This window comes from Victivallis sp. Marseille-Q1083, from assembly GCF_903645315.1.
In the GTDB taxonomy this organism is placed as follows: Bacteria; Verrucomicrobiota; Lentisphaeria; order Victivallales; family Victivallaceae; genus UMGS1518.
The window spans coordinates 1,810,928-1,829,240 of record NZ_CAHJXL010000001.1; the positions used below are offsets into that span (position 1 = coordinate 1,810,928).

Genomic DNA, 18,313 nt, shown 5'->3' on the forward strand with positions numbered 1-18,313 from the left:
TCCATGTGGAAAAAATTTACGTTGATTGAACTGTTGGTAGTGATTGCTATCATCGCGATTCTTGCCAGCATGCTGCTGCCGGCACTGGGCAAAGCCAAACAGGCCGCTTTGAATATCAAATGTGTGAACAATTTGAAAACGCTGGGCCTGATGTCAGTGCTTTACAGCAATGATAACGACGAATACCTGCTGGCCGCCTATTATCCACAGGGCGTCTGGCTCTGGATGCTGAACGAAGAATATAACCTCGGTTACGAGGCGACGATGTGTCCGGCTTCCGACGGCATGCTGTTCGACGATGCCAAGACCGGCCGGGAAAAAAGTCATTGCTGGTCCTATGGGATCAATTACATGTCGACCGGGGCCTCGTGCAATGCAACGGAGCAGCCGCGGAAATGGGCGATACTCGAACAGAACGGCGGTTCTACAGCCTCGACCATCTACTTTGGCGACTCTGAACCGGACCCGAACGGCTCAAAGTCGATTCAGGACAACAGTGCCTTGATCACGTTCAACTCCTATTGGGGAGCCGGTTATTCCGACTCGACCTGGTATCCGGTCGGTTTGCGGCACAACCGGAAAGCGAATTTTGCATTCTTTGACGGTCACGCCGGGCAGGCCGGCGTCGGCGAACTGACCGAAGATTCCAATCGGATTTGGAAACCCTATTATATGTGGGGCGGCTGGTTCCGGCCGGATGGTTCGGTCGTCGTCAATTGAGTTGCTGGAAAAGTAAGGAATTGAAAAATAATGAAACTGAAACCGGCATTTTATCTGGGGGCGTTTTTCCTGACTTCGGCTTTGTCGGCCGATCGCTGGGACTTGAGCGGCTGGAATGTGGTCGACAGGCAGAAAATAAAGGCCACGCCGGTCAACTTGCTGGTCAACGGCAGTTTTGAAGACGGCGTGACGGCCTGGAACGGTATCGACGGCCTTCGGGCCAAGGTGGATCGCAGCGGCATTAATCAGACCGGCGGGTTGTATTACGAACGAACCGATCCGGCCGACTATCTGCAGGTCGGCCAGGAGGTCGCGCTGAAACCGGGCTTCCATTATCGATTCGGCGCCATGATTCGCAGCGAAGGGGTCACCGGCGAAGGAGCGACATTGTATATCGAAGGATACGACCGGGAGGGAAACTATCTTGGCGGCAGTTATCCGGGCGGTTTGACCGGTGATCGGGACTGGACGCTGGTGGAAGGCTCTTTCGTGGTGCCGAATGTGGAAGGCGCCACCTTTTCACTGGGGCTCTATCTGCGGCAGAAAGCCGTGGGAAAAGCCTGGTTCGATGACGTCTATCTGCGGGAAGTGGAACCGGCCTGGCAGTTGAACCTGGTCTATCCGACCCATCATACCGCTTATCCGGGACAGACGCTGGAATTTTATACCCGGATTGACGGTGCCGGCCTGGAGGGGCGCCGGAACGAGGTGCTGTTTCTCCGGCTGAAGGGAGAGGAGGAGGGCAAAAATTTCGCGATGGATGAATCTTTGCTGAAATTCCGGCCGGCAAAGATACCGGAGGGGGAATTCACCGTCCAGGCTTACTGGCTGGATCCGGATCGTCGGGAAATCCTCAATTCGCAGGAAATTGTCATCCAGGGCATTCCGAAACCGGCCGCACTGCCGGACTATGCCGCTGTCATCGACGAACATCGCCGGCTGCAGGTCGGCGGCGAACCTTATCTACCGGTGGGCTTGTATTTGCTGGGCGCCACCAGGCAGGATATCGATATCATTGCCGACAGTCCATTCAACTGCATCATGCCGTACGGCAGTCCGCATTTGTCGTTTCACGGCGGTTATGAGGATTCCACTTTGGATTCGGTCCGGGAAGTGCTGGATTATTGCGACGAAAAAGGGTTGAAAGTCATCTATTCGCTCAAAGACATTTATGATGATTTCCGGCCATACTGGAATCCTGAGCTCGAACCGGATGACACGGCGGCACTGCTGGTCAATACCTTCAAAGACCACCCGGCGATTCTGGCCTGGTATATCTGCGATGAATCCGCCGTGGAGAAAATTCCGGCGATCGCCGCCCGGCGGCAGATGATCAATCGACTGGACCCGCTTCATCCCACCTGGTCGGTCTATTACCAGGTCCCGGACTTCAAACATTACATTCCGGCCCAGGATGTTTTCGGAAACGATCCTTATCCGATTAACTGGTGGAAGGACAACCATATCCTCGGCGTCGATAATTCGACCCGGGAAGCGGAAAAATTGCACATGCCGTTGTGGGCGGTGCCGCAAATTCACAATACCGGTTTTTACAATCCGAAATGGCAGGAAGATCCCTCTGAATATTTCACCGTCCAGCGGCCGCCTACCGAGACGGAAACGATGACGATGAGCTTATTCGAAGCAATGCGCGGCGCCCGCGGTTTTATCATGTATTCTTATTTTGACCTGAACCTGGGACCGGATAAACTGCAATTCGAACGGCGGTGGCCGGAGGTGTGCCGGGTGGCGGCCAAGCTGCAGGAGTTGGGCCCGTATCTGCTCAGCACGGCAACGGCGCCGGAAGTGAAGTTGACCGTCCGGAGCGGTACGGCGTATGCCCGGGCTTTTGCCGCCGAAAACGGCGACCTGCGGGTACTGATTGTCTCGCCGGGTCCCGGAATTGTCGACGCCGAACTGGAAGTGGGCGGCAAGATCGCCAATCTGGTGTCGGAACGCGGCCGGACTTACGAGAAGGCGCCGGGAGTTTACCGGTTTTATGGCGAAAATACCTGTTACGATATTTTGCGCCTGGAATAGGGATCATACCGCTCGATTGCTGAAAAATCCATCCTCTCCAGTGACGAATCGGCAAAGGCTCACTCGAGAGGACTCTTTTTTCTGCCTTTCAAACGTTGACCAGACCGGGCAGGCGAAAAAAGGTTTGGAAAAGGAAGAGCGCGAGAAGGAAAAAACCTTTCCTCAAAAGGTTTTTCCTTCTCGCACCGGACTTTTGCATAACTGGCTAAATAGGGGAAAAATGCAGGCCGAAAACCTGGCGGGCAAGTTACCGGGCCGGTGTCGCTCAATTCGATTCCGCCAGGCGATGCCGATGCGCCAGCGCGGTCGTTTCCAGCCCTTCGTATTCCTCATCCATTCCGGCCCGGCGTTCGAAATAATAAAGCAGCAGAGCCAGAGCGGTCATGATGATCTTGGTTGCCAGCAACGCCGCCCAGACGCCGTTCAGCCCGAGGTAGACCGGCAGCAGGAACAGGCTCAGCGGCATGATGATCAGGCAATCGCCGTAGATCAGCAGCGAGGCCGCCAGCGAAATTTGCCGGGCCTGGAAATAGGCGGCAAACGTCAGGGTAAAACCGTGCAGCAGCAACGCCGGCGCGGTCAGCAGCAGGCCGGTCGCGGTATAAACCGCCACCGAACCGGAAGCGTTGAAGATCGCCGGCAGCCAATCCCGGCCGATCACCGCCGCGGCCGCCGCCAAACCGCCGGCCGCCAATACGGTCAGGTTGCCGTAGCGGAAAATCAAATTCATCCGCTTCCGCAGTCCGGCGCCGTGGTAGTAACTGATCAGCGGTTGGATGCCGAGCGCAATTCCTTCATTGAGCAGCACCACCGGCGTCGTCACATACGAGATGATCGCATAGGCGGCCACCGCCGCCAGACCGCCGTAGCTCAGGGCCTGAACGTTGTACAGCACCAGCAATAACGCCGCGGTCAACTGCAATCCCAGCGACGGCAGCCCGGTCAACAGCGTCCGCCCCATGATGTCCCAGTAAGGCCGCAGATAACGCTTGTGAAACCGGAAGGTCATCCGGCCGTGCCGGAAGTAATTGATCGCCAATATACTGGTGATCACCTGCGCCGCCACCGTCGCCCAGGCGGAACCGGCGGCTCCCCACGGAATGACGATGACCAGCAGATAGTCCAAAACGATGTTCGCCGCCAAACCGACCAGCATCAGGCGCATCGCCGGAAATTGTGCCCGATCGTGACGCATGACCGCCACCAGCGCGTTGGTGATGATCGGAAATGCCGCTCCTACCCCGATGATCAACGCATATTCCCTGGCCACCGGCACGATTTCCGGTGAGGCGCCCATATAGGCGACCAGCCGGCTCAACAGCGGCGCCGCCAATGCCAGCAATATGCCCAGCGGCAGCAGCAATGTCAAAAGGTTGCCGAAAAATAATCCGGCCGCCCGCGGTTTGTTCCGGCCCCGGCAGTAACCGATGGTGATCGCCGTGCCGTTGCCGAGCATATCGCCCAATCCCATGAAGAGACAGAGAAACGGAAATGCCACATTGATCGCCGCCAGCGCGTCCGAACCGGCGCCCCAGCCGACGAAAAGCCCGTCGATCAGCGTGTAAACGCCGGCCAGCAGCATGCTGACGGTGGAAGGAATGATATAACTGAAAAATTTTCTGCCGTCCGGCAGTCTGAAAATCCTTTGCAATTTCATGTTAACACCTGCAGATACATTTCGTCCGCCCCTGGGGCGAACACGACAAACGGAACCGCAATCCCGGCGACCGCGGTGATTTTTCAAAATTTTCTCTGCAAATGTTACGCTAACAGGGCTGTTCGAGCTCGCTTGCCGCCCGGCAGCGGCTGGCATATCCGGCCGGCCGGACCGCAACCCGGCCGCGACGGCGGTAAAGCCATTCCCGCTCCTGCAATGAAAGGAACAGCAACCGAGCGGTCCGGCTCCAAGACGAAACAAATTCCATCCCGGTCATGACACACCTCCGTCTGCTTACCTTGAATCTGAAACTCTCTCAATACTATATACTATACGCACTGCATTAGACCGAGACCGGAGCCGTTTTGTTCCGTCGCTTCGGCAAATTCCGAGAAAAAAAACGGCGGCCAGCTAATGTTCAGCCGGTCGCCGTTTCGCGCGTCCTTTGATCAATCCTGGTTGATTTTCAGCGTGTATTCCACTCTGAACTCACCAGTTTTCGGCGCCGGCACTCCATTGGTCAGCAAATCCTTCAACAACACCCGTACCGATTCATCCATCGCCGGCACTCCGCTGCCTTTTAAAATTTTCGCGGCCCGGACTTTGCCATCGGCGTTGACCTCGAGATAAATTTTCACTTCCGGCTTGCGGCCGCCCAATTGATTCTCCTCCGGCGGATTCCAGCGGCCATAGATGAAATTTTTCAACCGGCCGTTATAATTCGGATCGACTGTTCCCTGACTGCCGAGGCCGTTGCTGTTGCTCGGATTTACCGGCCCGTTGCCGGAATTGTTGTTTTTACTGCTGTTCTGCAGGCTTGCCAGCGTATCTTTCCGAATCCGGTCCGCTTCCGCTTTTTGTCTGGCGGCTTCCGCTTCCGCTTCGGCTTTGCGTCTGGCCGCCTCGGCAGCGGCTTTCCGCTTGGCGGCTTCCTCCTCGGCTTTGCGCTTGGCCGCCTCGGCTTTCCGTTTCGCCGCTTCCTCCTCGGCTTTGCGCTTGGCCGCCTCGGCTTTCCGTTTCGCCGCTTCCTCCTCGGCTTTGCGCTTGGCCGCCTCAGCAGCCTGCTGCTTGATCTTTTCCTTCTGAATCCGGTCCGCTTCCAATTTTTTGAAATCGATCAGCGGTTCGGCTTCGGATGGCGGAACCGGGTCGTCATCCGGCTCCTCGACTGCCGGCTGCTCCACCGGCGTCTCTTCCACCGGTTCTTCCCGGACCGGATCTTCCGGCGCGGCAACGGCCGGCGTACCGTCTCCGACCGGTCCGCCGGCGTCCGGCTCATGATAATCCGGCGACACCAGGTTGACCGAGACGAATTGTTCGAGCGGTTTTTTGAACCAGCCGCTGACAATCAACGCGGCCATCGGCAAAAAGATGAACAACAAATGTCCGACTACCACACCGTTGAAAATCCGCCGCCGCACCCGGGGCGTCGTCAGATCATCCGCCGTAATTCGATTGGACAATTTTTTTTTCATGCCACATTTCCTCCCATAATAATCGTGAAACGCTTCCGTCAATGCCGTCCCACATCTACTCCAGCCGTTTGTCCGCTTTGAAATTCACCGGTTTTCGACGCCGTACGCCGTCTATACTCAAATGCCGGCGTCCCGTTGGCTTCCAAAACTCTCGCGACCCGGATCTTGCCGCCGACATTGAGCTTCCGGCGGACTTGATCGGCGGCCGGCTTTCATATCGTTACCTTTCCGGCAGGTGCCGCGCCGGCCCTATTGTCCGTTATCCGTTGCCGTCGTCACCAGGTTGACACTTTCAAATCCCGCCTTGCGAATTGCTCCCATCAATTCGATGACCTCCTTGTAACGCCGGCCTTCGTCCGCCCGGAGAAAAATCACCGTTTCCGGTTGCTGCGCATACAAAATACGCAGTTCCTCAAGCAATTGTTCCTGGCTCATCGGCACTTTGTCGAATGAAATCTGGCCGTTGTTGTCGATATTGATACTCCGGCTGTTCTTCTCATCGGTTTGAAACGGTGTGGCGTCCATCTTCGGCGGCCGCACATTGACGGCGTTTTCCATCAGAGGCGTCGTGATCATGAAAATGATCAACAAGGTAAATGTCAAATCGATCAACGGCGTCATATTGATTTCGTCAATCGAACTGAGCTGCGATTTTCTGCGCTTGGCCATCATTGTTCTCCCGGCTTGGACCGCCTATTCCCGCGGCGGCTGGTCATCCCCGACAAACTGTTGCCAGCCGTTATTGGCCACCGGCGTACCGTCGTCATTATAGTTCGGATTGCGCCAGGTTTTTTCGGCCTCTGCCGCTTCCGGCGCCACCCCGGCGCCATCGCCCCCGGCAGCCGGCTGTCCCGGCATCGGCGTCGGCCGGAATGGACTGGACGGTGCCGGCGTTGCCGTTCCGGCCGGCCGGTAATAGGGATTGGCCGGCCGGGCCGCCGGTGCGGGGACCGCCGATGACGTGTTCGGGCGATAATAAGGATTGCCGGCCGGACGATTGGCCGGAGCCGCCGCCGGAGCGGCTGACGCGTTGGGATAATTCGGCACATTTGACGGGATCTGCGCCGCCGGCTGCGGTGCGGGGGCCGCCGGCACGGCGGAAGAGACCGGAGTGCTCGGCATCGAGGCCGCCGCGGTATAATTCGGTACATTCGCCGGGATTTGCGCCGCCGGGATTGCCGGCCGATTCGTCGGAGTCGGCGAGACCGGCGCAACAGCAGCCGGCATAGCCGCATTATAATTCGGCACATTGGCCGGAATTGGCGCCGCCGTTGCCGGACGTTCAATCGTGGGCCGGGAAGCCGGAGCCGCCGTATTGTAATTCACAAATGCCGCCGCGGAAGAAACCATTGCCGGCGTTTGCGGCGGCGTCATTTCCGGCCGGACGGATTCTCCGGCAACCGGAGTCGGCGGCGCTGACGGGGCGGCCGTATAGGCGGCTGCCGGCGTCGCCGCTCCCGTCGTTGGCGTGGCGTAAACCGGCGCTGCTTGAACCGGGGAGGCGGCATACGTCAGCGGGGAAACCGCCGGCGCCGGAGCCGCCGGCGGGACATTGGCGGGAATCTGGGCGGCGGGCACCACGGCGGGGACCGGAGTGGCCGGACGCGGTTCCGGACGGGCGGGCGTTGCCGGCTCCGGCTCGTCTTCCGCCACTGTCAACTGCTCCAATTTGATTTGAGTCATGAATGCTTCGACGAAGTTATCCATATAAATGGTGACTTTGCGAATCGTATTGTTCAAGATATTATAGCCGATCAACGACGGAATCGCGACGATCAAGCCGACGACGGTGGTCAGCAGCGCGCCGCTGACGCCCGGCGCCAGCGCGGAAATCACCACATGACCTTCGATTGCGACGCCGCAGAACGCGAGCATTACCCCCCAGACCGTTCCAAACAGGCCGAAAAATGGACTGGCGCTGACCGCCGTGCCCAGCAAACCGATCCGTTCCTCCAGTTTCAGTATCTGGTTGGAAACTTCACGCTCCAGCACCGTCCGGATCGCCTCCTGCTGGGCGATGGTCAACCGGCGGATCTGCGGCGGCCGGCCGCCGGAAAACAGATCGCTTTCACCGGCGACGGACGTCCCCTGCATGTAGAACTCCAGCAACTGGCTGACGCCGGCGGAATAGATCTGGGCGATCGGTCCCGGGTCGTTCTGGGCCTCGCGGACCAGTGAAGTCACGCTCTTTTTCTGCCGGAACAACGCGGTGAAATTCTCGGAAAGCTTTCTGGCCCGATGCAGCGACAGTCCTTTGTCCAGCATGATCGTCCAGGTCAACACCGACCCCAGCAACAGAAAAATGACGATGAATTTGCCGACCGCGTCACTTTGCTCGTAAGCGTAATACGCACCGCTGCTGGCAAACAGTACAGGCAACGAAAAAATCATCTCGAACGCTCTCCTTAGGAAGCAATTGGGTTTCAAAACGCCCCGTCCCGACGGCAGGCTACAATCCACCCGGCGTCATCACGGAAATTGTAAAAAAAATTACATCAAGTTCTTATCTGAAGCAGCCGGCCTTCATTCCGCCGGGTTCCATCAATCCTGCAATTCTATCCACTTATTTCTCAAAATGCTGCTTTATTAATTGCGTTAGAAGATTATATTCCTTCAACTATTTTTTTCAATCAAAATTCCATAAAAAAAGGAGATATTTTCATGCAGGAAGTCCTGAACCTGATCGGATATGACATCGGGGGCACCAAAATCGGCATCGGCATCGGCAACAGCAATGGTGAAATTTATGCCAAGGCCCGGATCGAAAATAAGGACACCAAGCCTGAAACTGTTTTGCCGCAAATGGTTACTACGACGCTGGATCTTTTGAACAAAGCCAATCTGGCGATCAAGGATATCAAAGCGTTCGGCATTTCTTCGCCGTCACCGGCGGACATTCCCAACGGCATCATGATCGCGCCGCCCAACAACCCGTACTGGCGGGATGTCCATATCAAGGAATTTCTGCAAAACGCGCTGGGAATCGAAGGCTTTTTCGAGAACGACGCCAACTGCGGCATGCTGGCGGAGGGGTTTTTCGGAGCCGGCCGCGGCAGCCGTGACGCTGTTTATTTGACGATGTCCACCGGCATCGGCGGCGGTATCGTCGCCAACGGGCGGCTGGTGCACGGCAAGGGGTTTCTGGCCGGTGAAATCGGCCATGCCGTGTTGGATCCCGGCGGTCCGAAATGCAATTGCGGGCTGACCGGCTGTTATGAGGCGTTCTGCGGCGGCCGGGCGCTGGCCCAGCGCATGCAGCGGGAGCTGGCGGATTGGCCGGATCATCCGATCATCCGTTTCGCCGGCGGCAAATTGGAGGACATCGACCTGGTCGCCCTGGAAAAAGCGGTGCGGATCAATGACGAATATGCGGTAAAATTGTGGGATGAAATGTGTTTGCGCAACGCTCAGGCATTCGGTATCCTGCTCAACACGCTCAATCCGGAAAAAATTATTCTCGGTACGCTGGCCTGGGCGGCCGGAGACCTTTTCATGGAACCGGTCCGGCGCTATTTGCCGCGATTCGCCTGGAAGGAGTGCATCGAAGCCTGTGAACTGGTCCCCAGCGCATTGAAACGCGAAATCGGTTCCTATGCCGGTCTGGCCGGAGCCTTGAATGCGCTTTACGAGCGCGGCCGCTATCAGTTGCCGTGGTGATGTGAGTTTATTTTTTCCGTCGGCCGAATTCAAAATCGGCTTGGACTGCCGTTCCGTACCCCGGAGCGGCAGTATTTTGTATGTTCAAGAGGTTTTCCATGGGATGATTCCAGCCGATTCGTTGCTATGCTACTGCCGCAAACCATATGCTAAAGATTGCAATATGCAATCTTTATTGCTTGAAAAAAAATCGCTCCCGTGCCGATTTTGGATGGAGTTATCGTTGGGCAAAACTTCCCGTTTCATCCACAGCTTGTGAGCCGGAACCGCCGCCGAAGGCTCAACGCCGACCCGGCGAATCATCCGCAAGACATCGAGATTGACCAGGCGGTTGCCGAGGTTCCCGCCTGCGGCGTCGAAGTGATTGCCGTGTTGGCGATCACTGAAAGGGACTTTTCGGGCGTAAAAATGGTACCCGGAGCGGGGCTCGAACCCGCACGTCCTATCGGACAACGGATTTTAAGTCCGTTGCGTCTGCCATTCCGCCACCCGGGCACCGGAATTTCTCCTAACTATAGTTGCGAAACGGTAAAAATCTATCGGCCAAGAATGAAAACTTCTCATTTTTCAAAACGCTTTCCCTGCAAATTTTTTCTTTGTCATACCCTTTTGGCCACTTGAAAAAGTAAACGCACGTTTGTCAAATTAACTGGCCCCATCCTCAAAAATTTGTGCATTCAGTTAGAACTTATTCTATTTGTCAAACTGAATGCGCCCCCTTCTTTGCGACAAACTAAATGCAACCTGTCTATTTTCTGCGGTGCGTTTACTTTTTCAATTGACCCCGGTCGAAAAAACCATCTTTTTTCTCGATTGCCTATTGACATCATCGATTTTTTTTGCTATACTATCCTTGTAACTCCTGTGATAATCATATAAGTTGATCGCAATCCGGAATGAGATATCATCGAAAATGAGCAGTCGGAACCGAGTTTTGTCAAAAACAATCAATCGGAAAGGATAGACGATGAAACGGCTTCAACTTTTCACACTTATAGAATTGCTGGTAGTGATCGCAATTATAGCGATTCTTGCCTCCATGCTGCTGCCGGCGCTCAGCAAGGCCAAAGCCGCAGCGGTCCGGATTAAATGCACGTCCCAGCAGAAGCAGATCGGTCTGGGTCTGATCATCTACGGCAGTGACAACCGGGAGGATTTGCCATCCTGCAACAGTTATAATTACCGTTATGCCAAAGTCACGGCGGAAGAACGTTTCCTCGACCTGGTTTGCGGCAGAGTTTTCTATGACCGCGGCGAAACCGGCGATCACGACGACTGTAATCTGATTGAGCCGGCCCTGCTTTATTGCCCGGGCAATGGTGGCGCGATCCGGTCCGGCGGCGATTTGCCGTACAACCAGATCAGCTACATCACCTTCCACGGTTCGGCCTATGATCTTTATTCCCCGCTCAAACTGACCGACGATCCGGGGATGCTGCTGCTGGCCGACCTGGTGGTGAAGGATGAACAACTGCTGGGCGCCAACTGGGAAAGTTACCTCAATCATGGCGGCCTGGGCAGCAACGCACTTTATCTGGACGGTCATGTCGAATGGCACAACCGGGGTGAATTGAAGGTCGGATTCGATCCCTACGATCACTATTGGGCGATTCCGGAACGGCGGAAACGGTGATTTTTTTCGAGAGATTCGGTTCTCCGCACGTTGACGGTTCCGGCGGGGGACGATATCTTGTCGCCTTCGACAGTGCGGCAGAAACGACGAACCGGGAACGGAGATGACGATGAAAAAGAAATTAATGGCATTGACCAAAGCACAGCAGATAGAAGCGGCGATTCGGGATGGAATCGTATCGGGGCGCTGGCCGGTGGGCAGCAGGCTGCCCGGCGAGACTTCGCTGATGGAGGAGTTCGGGATCGGCCGTTCCACCTTCCGGGAAGCGATGAGCGCGCTGGCCAAGGAGGGGCTGCTGGTCAGCCGTCACGGCAAGGGAACTTTCATCACCGGGATGCCGGCGGCGCGGTCCATTGCCATCTGTACCCGGGTGAATCTCTTTTCCGCCTATCAGGCGCATTGGGGTGTCCGGCTGCTGGAACGGATGCGGAACGTGGTCGAAACGCACGGTTACCGGGCGTTGACCGTGGTGGCCCACGGCGATACCGTGGCGGAGCAGCAGGCTTCGATCAATTTCACCGATCCGAATGTGATCAAAGACATCGACGGCGTGATTGCCCTGAACGGCACCCGTTTCATCTATGATCGTATTCACGAGGCCGGAATCAAGCTGGTCAGCATCACCCGCCCGGTGCCGGAGGAGAGAGGATTTTCGGTCGTGCTGGATTACGCCGCTTTGACCGCCCGGGCGGCCGGAATTCTGGCTGCCCAGGGGCATGACGATTTCGCGGTGATCTACTATCGCCGGCCGAAGGAGCGCAGAACGGTCGACGAAGATTACTATGAGGAATTCGAAGGGCTGGTGCGAAACGCAGTCAATGGCGATGAAGCGCGGCTGATCGGTTTGGACCGGGAATTCTCCTATGAGACGGTAAAAGAGGCATTTTTGCGATGGTGGGAACGGCCGGGACGTGGGCGGGCGCTGCTGGTTTACGACGATTCGATCTGTGAAATTCTGTGCGCGCTTTTTCTGGTGCTGGGCATCCGGGTGCCGGAAGATCTGTCGGTGATTACGCAGGGCGGCAGGGAGCGGGATTTCTTTTTTCCGCTGGCCTTTACCCGGATCGGTTTCGACCCGCAGCGGACGGCGCTGGCCGCCTGGCAACTGCTGGAAGCGCAGTGGAATGCGCCGGACGAGCTGCCCGGCACCTATGTGAAAGTGGCCCCGGAACTGTTTCCGGGAAACAGCGTGGCGGGTCGGGACAGCCACGCCGGATATCGGGAGCGGTGATGATTTTCAGAATTCTTCTCTTCGGCTGGCTTTGTCTGGCGGCCTCCGGCGCGGTTGCCGCGACGTTGACCAATGAACGAATCAAGGTCACCGTTTCCGATCTGGATGGGTCGGTCATCGGCCTGGAAGCGTCGGACGGCGGCAAAATTTTCCGCCGGATCGGCGAACGCCGCCGCCTGGAAACCGCCGACAGGGAAAAAAACTGGGACGAGTCGCTGGATGAAGTGCTCTCGTCCGAGGCGCCGGAAGCTGGCGTGCTGCGCCTGGAATGCCGCAACCCGGCGGCGGCGGAGATCGACCGGATTGTCAAAATTTACACGTTGCGCCCCGGCGATGACTTTGTGAGCCGGGAAATTCGGATCATGCCGTGCGGGCAGGCCTTTATCGAGATCCGTACCGAAGCCGTGCTCGATTCCGCATTCCGCCGCAACGGTTTTTATACCGCTCCTTTTCCGGTTTGCGCCGCGCCGTTGCCGGCCGGAGAGGTTGCCGACCCCCGGCCGCTTTTCAGCACGGTTTATCTGTTGCTTTCGGCGGCGGCGGCGGAGATGTACAATCCGGCGCGCAACCAGACCGCGGCAACCTGGCTGATCGAGCGGAACGGCCGTTATTGTTATTGGGGGTTTTTCATTCCGGATGAAAAGGAGGTCGCGCGGCAGACAATTCTGGCGACGCCGGAAGGCTGGGAACATCTGACCAACCGCGATGCGCTCAGGCCGGGCAGGGAAAATCGCTGGACGGTGCGCTACTCGCTGCTGGAAGGCGATTCTTCGCTGCTGCCGCGCCGGATGCTGGAATCGGAGCCGCGCCGAATGATGACCGATGTTTCCGGCGTGCCGGACTGGCTGACCCGGGTCAAGCTGATGATGTTTCTGGTTCAGGCCGACCATCGGTTTTCGCCGGAAACGGTGGCGATCTGGAAACGGATTGCCGAATTGCCGGGGCCGCCGGGATTCCTGATGCCGATGTTCGATCTGTGGGGTCATCAGGGAGGCGATTGTCCGACCGGTACCGAAGAGGCGAAACGGGCCATCGAAATGGCGGCGCTGACCAAACGGGAAATTCCACAGGCCAGAGTCGGCACTTACACCATCCTGTTGGCCGATCAGGCCAGCGAATTGATGCGGCGGCTGCCGGAGATTGCCGTGAAAGACCGTCAGGGCGGCTATCCGATGGCGGATTTTCCCGGCCGCCGGATGATTCAACTGCACAACCCCCGGGCGGTCGATTATTTTGTGGACAACTGGAGTCGGCTGATGGAGGAGACCGGCTGCGACTTCTGGTATCTGGACGGCGGCGAGGGAAACGCTTTCGAGTGCATGGATTATGGCGCGATGGAGGTTTCCGGCTACGGCGAGCGCCATGATTTTCTGCGGCGGCTGAAAACGCGAATCCGCAATTCCGGCCGGGAACGGGCCGTTTTTTTCAATTCACCGGCGCCGTTGCTGGCGGATGCCTGTTTCCAGGAGCTTGGGGTAGGACAGTGGACCAACGAGGAGTGGTGGACGACGCACACCGGTTCAAACTGGTGTACTTTGAGCGATGCGCTGTATTATGCCAAGCTGGCGACGCGCTACCGGCCCGGTACTTGGTGCAGTCATCTGTATCCTTATGTGCCGCAACGTTATTTTTCGATGATGCTGGCCCTGGCCTTGAAACCGAACAATTGTCCGATTACGGAGGAGGATTTCGCCGTCTACCGGGATGTATGGCTGCCTTTCGTCAATGCCGCCTTTGAAATCCGGGCGTTCCAGATCGCCGACCGGGAGGTATCGCCGAACTGGCGGCGGGAAAAGACTGATTGGGATCTGTTTGCGCTGGAGTCCGGCAGTCAATTGATGGTGAGCGCCGTCAACCACGGCCAACACGAGGCGATCGTGGAGGCGAAACTAGAAACGCTGCCGCCGCAGTGGTTGAATCGGCCGCTGTATGTCCGGTTTCACCGGATGAATCCGCCCGGCGGCAGCGAACCGGGGAAAACGGCGGTGGTCGCCGGTGGCCCGGAGGTCCGGACGGGCGAAAATCCGCTCGTTCTGCCTTTTCGGCTGCCGCCGGAAACGGCCGGCGCCTGGATTTTGACCGATTTTCCGGTCTGGATCCGGCGTCTGGGCGAATATCCGCTGCAATACCGGCTGAACCGGGCGCTGGAGGTGTCGGTCGTGCCGCAAAAACTGGACGCCGGGAAAGAATTGTGTTTTTCGGTCGATTCCCCGGATAAGGTGGAATTGGAAGCGCTGATTCCGGACGCCGCCGAAACGGTCGTGCGCCTTGACGGCGTGCCGGCGGAGTATTCAGTCGAGACGGGAGCGGCCGGGCGGTTGGCGGTCTTTTCCTGTCCGGCGGGTGTTCACCGGATTGAAGTGCGGTCCGAGCCGGGGGACCGATGATCGGTAAAAAGAATGGGCAGGGAGCAGGAAGTGACAAAAAGAAAAATGTGGTTGGATTTTTTTCCGTACGGAACCCAGTATTACCGTTTCCCCACTCCCCGGCCGGAAGAGTGGGAAAAAGATTTGCGCAAGCTTGCCGCAATCGGTTATACCCATGTTCAGTTCCGGCCGCAGTGGCGTTCGCACGAACGGATTCGCGGGCATTACGAGTGGGACGACATCGACCGGCTTTTCGAACTGGCGGAGCGAAACCGCTTGCGGGTGGTGCTCAAACCGCTGCTGGAGTGTGCGCCCGATTGGATTTTCCGGGACTGCGGCGGCACCCGGATCGGCTTTGGCGGAATGCCGCTGCCGCCGATCGCCCACGGCGCTTTTTATGTCGGCGGCTGGCTGCCCTGTTTCGATCATCCGGAGGTGATGGCGGCCGGCGCCGCCTTCGCCCGGGCCGCCGCGGAACGCTACAAGGGCCATGCCGCCCTCTGGTTTTACGATGCCTGGAATGAGCCGCGCAGCCGGCCGGCCGGGCAGTGTCACTGCGTCCATTCGGTTGCCTCCTACCGTCATTGGCTGGCGGATCGTTTCGGCTCGATCGAAGCGTTGAATCAGGCGTTCGGCAAAGCGTGGACCGGCTTCGACTATGTGATGCCGCCGGAATCGGCCAACGATTACGCCGAAATGTTCCTCTGGCGTCAATGGGCGGCCTGGGCGGTTGCCGAACAGGTCCGGCAGGTCGGCGAAGCGATTCACCGCGCCGACCCGGACCGGGCGGTACTGAACCACATCGGCGGTTCTTCGGTCCAGGCCGACAGCGTGTTCGACTCCTCGGATGATCTGCTGAATGCGGCGGCGACCGATTTTTACGGTTGTTCCTTTCCGGTACCGCTGCATCCGGCCGATCCGGTGGAGGAGGATTGCTCCGACCTGATCGGCGACTGGTTGCGTCGAGTCGATCCGGAATTCTGGATTCATGAGTTCTATCCGTCCTGGGGCGGCTGGAGCCGGCCCTGCGAACCGGAGACTTTGAACCGGCTGCTGTGGCAGGCGTTGGCTTCCGGTACACAGGGATTCACGTTTTGGCAGTATCGTTCCGAACGGGTGGGCAACGAATGTAACGGCTTTGCGATGCGGGAGATCAATGGCGATGAGACGCCGCGCAGCCGGATTTGCGACAAAATGGCGGAAATGATCCGGCAGCGGGGCGGCCGGCTGATCGGAACCCGGCGGCCGCGCAGCCGGGTCGCCCAGTTGTATAACAAGGAGTCGGACCTGATTTCCCGGATTCAGGCTTGTGGAAAACATTTCATGAGCGAGGAACAGCCGGAGACCGCGAATGATTTTTATAAACGGATGATCGCGGCCGGTCATGCACTCTACGACCGCTTGCCGGACGGCGTCGACTTCGTGGTGCCGGCCGACGACTTTGCCGGCTATGAGTTTCTGGTACTGATCGGCGAGGAAATGGTGTCGGAAGCGACGGCGCGCAAACTGGAAGCCTTTGTCGCCGCCGGCGGCACGCTGGTAGTGGAGTATCCCTTCGCCTGCCGGGAGCCCAACACCTGGATCTTCGCCGACCGGCCGGGTTGGGGATTGGAACGTTTGACCGGTTTCCGGGAACAGCTGCGCTTGACTCCGACCGGCGAAACCGCGCGGCTTTTCGGCCGGGAATTCGGCAGTCAGCGCTGGGTCATCACCGGCGAGGTCGCCGGTGACGCCGAGGTGATCGGCTACTGGTCGACCGGAGAACCGGCGGCGCTGCGGCGGAAATACGGCAAGGGAGAGGTGTTTACGTTGGCGGCGTCGCCCTCGTATGCTTATGCCGGAACATTTTCCGCCGCAGCGGAAACGGTAGCGGCGGAATTGCTGGAGACGCGTTTCCCGGGCGAGCTGCTGCCGTCCGGGCTGTCGTTGAAATTCCGGCTTGGAAAGGACGGGCGGAAGATTGCTTTCCTTTTCAACCTGGGGCGTCAAAAACACACCTGGCCGTTACCGGCGATGGAGATCTGGGATTGCGGCCGTTGCCGGCTTGACGGAACGGCGGTTGAAATGGAGCCGGGCGGTTTTCTGGTGGGCGAAGTGGAAAGGGAGGCGCGATGAACTTGGTGAAAAAACGGCTGCAGGGGCGGTTGGAGGAACTCTATTTCAATACGCTGAAGAGCCTGTTTGAACGGATCGAACCGGATGGTTTTTTTGCCGAATCGCTGACCGGGACCTATTGCGGAGAATTTCCCCGGACGGTAGGAGCGTTGGTGCCGCTGTGCCTGGAACTGGGGCGGTTCGAAGCGGCGGAACGCCTGTTGGCGCTGGCGATCGAAGTGATGCGGCGCGGCGGCCAGGGATATGCGCCGCATGTGTTCCTGCCCCGGAGTCGCCGGGAGGATGGCTCCGAATTCTATCCCTGGCATTGCGATCTCCTGCAGTTGGATGCTCAGGCGCATCTGCTGGCGGCCTGGGCGCGGCTGGCGCTGGCCGGCCGGCGGGCCGGTTTTGAAGAACACACCTGGCCGGAGATGGCGCGATTGATGGCGCGCTGCAGCGGCCGCAATCTGTTGGCGTCCGGCCGGGTGCAGTTGTACGATCCCGAACGCGGCGGCTTCCGCATTTATGAGGGGGAAGGCTGGTCGATCGATCACGGCCTGGCCCGGAACCCGGCTTTCGAGCATTCGCGGGAAGGACGCATGTGGGACACCTGCGATCTGCTGACCCAGTGTTTTCTCGGCGCAGCGCTCGAAACGATGGCGCGAGTGGCGGAACGGCGCGGCGAACTGTCGCATTCGGCATTGTGGCGTGCCCGGCTTGAAGCGTTGCGCCGTGGCATTGCGGAACAGCTGACGCTGCCGACGGCAACCGGGCTCCGTTATCTGGAGATGCGCTTGCCGGATTCTTCAGGCGGCCGGATTTTCCCCGAAGTCAGTTGGGTTTGCCTGGCCCCGGTTGCCGCCCAATGGGAACCATTGGCGCCGGAGGTGCTGCGCCGGACCGTGGCCGAACTGCGCCGTCGGGCTTTGCGGCGGACCGGAGATGGCCTGGTTTGGCTGGCCGGGGACGTCGGGACGGACGGCCGCCGGAGCAATCTGGTGTTGGGCAAGGCGTTGGGCTGGGAGATCGAATTCGCCCGCCGGGAAGGCGAACGCGAGCGGCTGGTGCAATTGCTGGATTTTATCGAACGGGTCCATCGGGATGCTTCGATTTATATGGAATGGGCGCATCGGAGCTTTGCCGGTTCATGCCGGGGCCGGCGGTGGGAAAGCCGGGATTATTTGCCCCGTTTCTCCGACGCGGAAGAGACGGAACTGGAGTCGTGCGCCGCCGGCTGGCGGCTGCGGGATTGCGGCAACGGGGAACAGGGGGCCTGGTGGTGCTGGGCGATGGCCCGGCTGCGCCGTGAAGCCGGGCTTCCGGTACAGCCCGCCGTCCCCGGAGATTGATTTCCGGTTCCCGCGCCGGTCGGGTATGGGATGGCGGCGAAATTCTGGCGCTTGATTTTGCCGTAAATGGAACATCAATTGGATGGAA

The 18,313-nt window shown here is 58.4% G+C and carries 13 protein-coding genes and 1 tRNA gene; 8 read left to right on the top strand and 6 right to left on the bottom strand.

Annotated elements, in window-relative coordinates:
* Nucleotides 1-3 precede the first annotated feature (3 nt).
* Together HWX74_RS07315 and HWX74_RS07320 are read left to right on the top strand one after the other, a co-directional pair.
* Nucleotides 4-720: a prepilin-type N-terminal cleavage/methylation domain-containing protein gene (locus tag HWX74_RS07315; RefSeq protein WP_176012917.1), complete on the top strand. Its 717-nt coding sequence runs from the start codon at nucleotides 4-6 to the stop codon at nucleotides 718-720.
* Between the two features lie 30 nt (nucleotides 721-750).
* Entirely contained in the window at nucleotides 751-2,760 is a 2,010-nt protein-coding gene (locus tag HWX74_RS07320) for a carbohydrate binding domain-containing protein (protein WP_176012918.1), read from the top strand.
* A gap of 265 nt (nucleotides 2,761-3,025) precedes the next feature.
* Here the strand turns inward: HWX74_RS07320 and HWX74_RS07325 are convergent, their stop codons facing one another.
* The 5 genes from HWX74_RS07325 to HWX74_RS07345 form a co-directional block, all read right to left on the bottom strand.
* Nucleotides 3,026-4,417, bottom strand: coding sequence for an MATE family efflux transporter (locus tag HWX74_RS07325; RefSeq protein ID WP_176012919.1), 1,392 nt, complete (start codon nucleotides 4,415-4,417; stop codon nucleotides 3,026-3,028).
* A 109-nt stretch (nucleotides 4,418-4,526) separates the two neighbouring features.
* A complete protein-coding gene (locus HWX74_RS07330; protein WP_176012920.1) occupies nucleotides 4,527-4,694 on the bottom strand; it encodes a hypothetical protein in 168 nt (55 codons plus the stop codon).
* Between the two features lie 172 nt (nucleotides 4,695-4,866).
* Nucleotides 4,867-5,892 (bottom strand): TonB family protein, encoded by a 1,026-nt coding sequence (locus tag HWX74_RS07335; RefSeq protein ID WP_176012921.1) that lies wholly within the window; start codon nucleotides 5,890-5,892, stop codon nucleotides 4,867-4,869.
* A 249-nt stretch (nucleotides 5,893-6,141) separates the two neighbouring features.
* Nucleotides 6,142-6,561 (bottom strand): biopolymer transporter ExbD, encoded by a 420-nt coding sequence (locus tag HWX74_RS07340; RefSeq protein ID WP_176012922.1) that lies wholly within the window; start codon nucleotides 6,559-6,561, stop codon nucleotides 6,142-6,144.
* Between the two features lie 24 nt (nucleotides 6,562-6,585).
* Complete coding sequence (locus HWX74_RS07345) at nucleotides 6,586-8,283, bottom strand: MotA/TolQ/ExbB proton channel family protein (protein WP_176012923.1); 1,698 nt, start codon at nucleotides 8,281-8,283, stop codon at nucleotides 6,586-6,588.
* A 270-nt stretch (nucleotides 8,284-8,553) separates the two neighbouring features.
* Between HWX74_RS07345 and HWX74_RS07350 the strand changes: the two genes are divergently transcribed.
* Nucleotides 8,554-9,549: an ROK family protein gene (locus tag HWX74_RS07350; protein ID WP_176012924.1), complete on the top strand. Its 996-nt coding sequence runs from the start codon at nucleotides 8,554-8,556 to the stop codon at nucleotides 9,547-9,549.
* A 409-nt stretch (nucleotides 9,550-9,958) separates the two neighbouring features.
* Here the strand turns inward: HWX74_RS07350 and HWX74_RS07355 are convergent.
* A tRNA-Leu gene (locus HWX74_RS07355) sits at nucleotides 9,959-10,044 on the bottom strand.
* Nucleotides 10,045-10,516: 472 nt separating this feature from the next.
* On the opposite strand from HWX74_RS07355, the gene HWX74_RS07360 reads away from it, so the two are divergent.
* From HWX74_RS07360 to HWX74_RS07380, 5 genes are all read left to right on the top strand, one after another.
* Nucleotides 10,517-11,182 (top strand): type II secretion system protein, encoded by a 666-nt coding sequence (locus HWX74_RS07360; RefSeq protein ID WP_176012925.1) that lies wholly within the window; start codon nucleotides 10,517-10,519, stop codon nucleotides 11,180-11,182.
* A gap of 109 nt (nucleotides 11,183-11,291) precedes the next feature.
* Entirely contained in the window at nucleotides 11,292-12,413 is a 1,122-nt protein-coding gene (locus HWX74_RS07365; RefSeq protein WP_176012926.1) for a GntR family transcriptional regulator, read from the top strand.
* Entirely contained in the window at nucleotides 12,413-14,800 is a 2,388-nt protein-coding gene (locus HWX74_RS07370) for a hypothetical protein (RefSeq protein WP_176012927.1), read from the top strand. The genes HWX74_RS07365 and HWX74_RS07370 overlap by 1 nt, the downstream gene beginning before the upstream one ends.
* 45 nt (nucleotides 14,801-14,845) lie before the next feature.
* Entirely contained in the window at nucleotides 14,846-16,894 is a 2,049-nt protein-coding gene (locus HWX74_RS07375) for a beta-galactosidase (protein WP_176012928.1), read from the top strand.
* Complete coding sequence (locus HWX74_RS07380; protein ID WP_176012929.1) at nucleotides 16,891-18,225, top strand: hypothetical protein; 1,335 nt, start codon at nucleotides 16,891-16,893, stop codon at nucleotides 18,223-18,225. The genes HWX74_RS07375 and HWX74_RS07380 overlap by 4 nt, the downstream gene beginning before the upstream one ends.
* Nucleotides 18,226-18,313: the final 88 nt, after the last annotated feature.

What these genes read in the sequence shown, in the direction of transcription:
- HWX74_RS07315 (WP_176012917.1), top strand. Translation starts at nt 4, where the DNA reads ATGTGGAAAAAATTTACGTTGATTGAACTGTTGGTAGTGATTGCTATC.
- HWX74_RS07320 (WP_176012918.1), top strand. Translation starts at nt 751, where the DNA reads ATGAAACTGAAACCGGCATTTTATCTGGGGGCGTTTTTCCTGACTTCG.
- HWX74_RS07325 (WP_176012919.1), bottom strand. Translation starts at nt 4,417, where the DNA reads ATGAAATTGCAAAGGATTTTCAGACTGCCGGACGGCAGAAAATTTTTC.
- HWX74_RS07330 (WP_176012920.1), bottom strand. Translation starts at nt 4,694, where the DNA reads ATGACCGGGATGGAATTTGTTTCGTCTTGGAGCCGGACCGCTCGGTTG.
- HWX74_RS07335 (WP_176012921.1), bottom strand. Translation starts at nt 5,892, where the DNA reads ATGAAAAAAAAATTGTCCAATCGAATTACGGCGGATGATCTGACGACG.
- HWX74_RS07340 (WP_176012922.1), bottom strand. Translation starts at nt 6,561, where the DNA reads ATGGCCAAGCGCAGAAAATCGCAGCTCAGTTCGATTGACGAAATCAAT.
- HWX74_RS07345 (WP_176012923.1), bottom strand. Translation starts at nt 8,283, where the DNA reads ATGATTTTTTCGTTGCCTGTACTGTTTGCCAGCAGCGGTGCGTATTAC.
- HWX74_RS07350 (WP_176012924.1), top strand. Translation starts at nt 8,554, where the DNA reads ATGCAGGAAGTCCTGAACCTGATCGGATATGACATCGGGGGCACCAAA.
- HWX74_RS07360 (WP_176012925.1), top strand. Translation starts at nt 10,517, where the DNA reads ATGAAACGGCTTCAACTTTTCACACTTATAGAATTGCTGGTAGTGATC.
- HWX74_RS07365 (WP_176012926.1), top strand. Translation starts at nt 11,292, where the DNA reads ATGAAAAAGAAATTAATGGCATTGACCAAAGCACAGCAGATAGAAGCG.
- HWX74_RS07370 (WP_176012927.1), top strand. Translation starts at nt 12,413, where the DNA reads ATGATTTTCAGAATTCTTCTCTTCGGCTGGCTTTGTCTGGCGGCCTCC.
- HWX74_RS07375 (WP_176012928.1), top strand. Translation starts at nt 14,846, where the DNA reads ATGTGGTTGGATTTTTTTCCGTACGGAACCCAGTATTACCGTTTCCCC.
- HWX74_RS07380 (WP_176012929.1), top strand. Translation starts at nt 16,891, where the DNA reads ATGAACTTGGTGAAAAAACGGCTGCAGGGGCGGTTGGAGGAACTCTAT.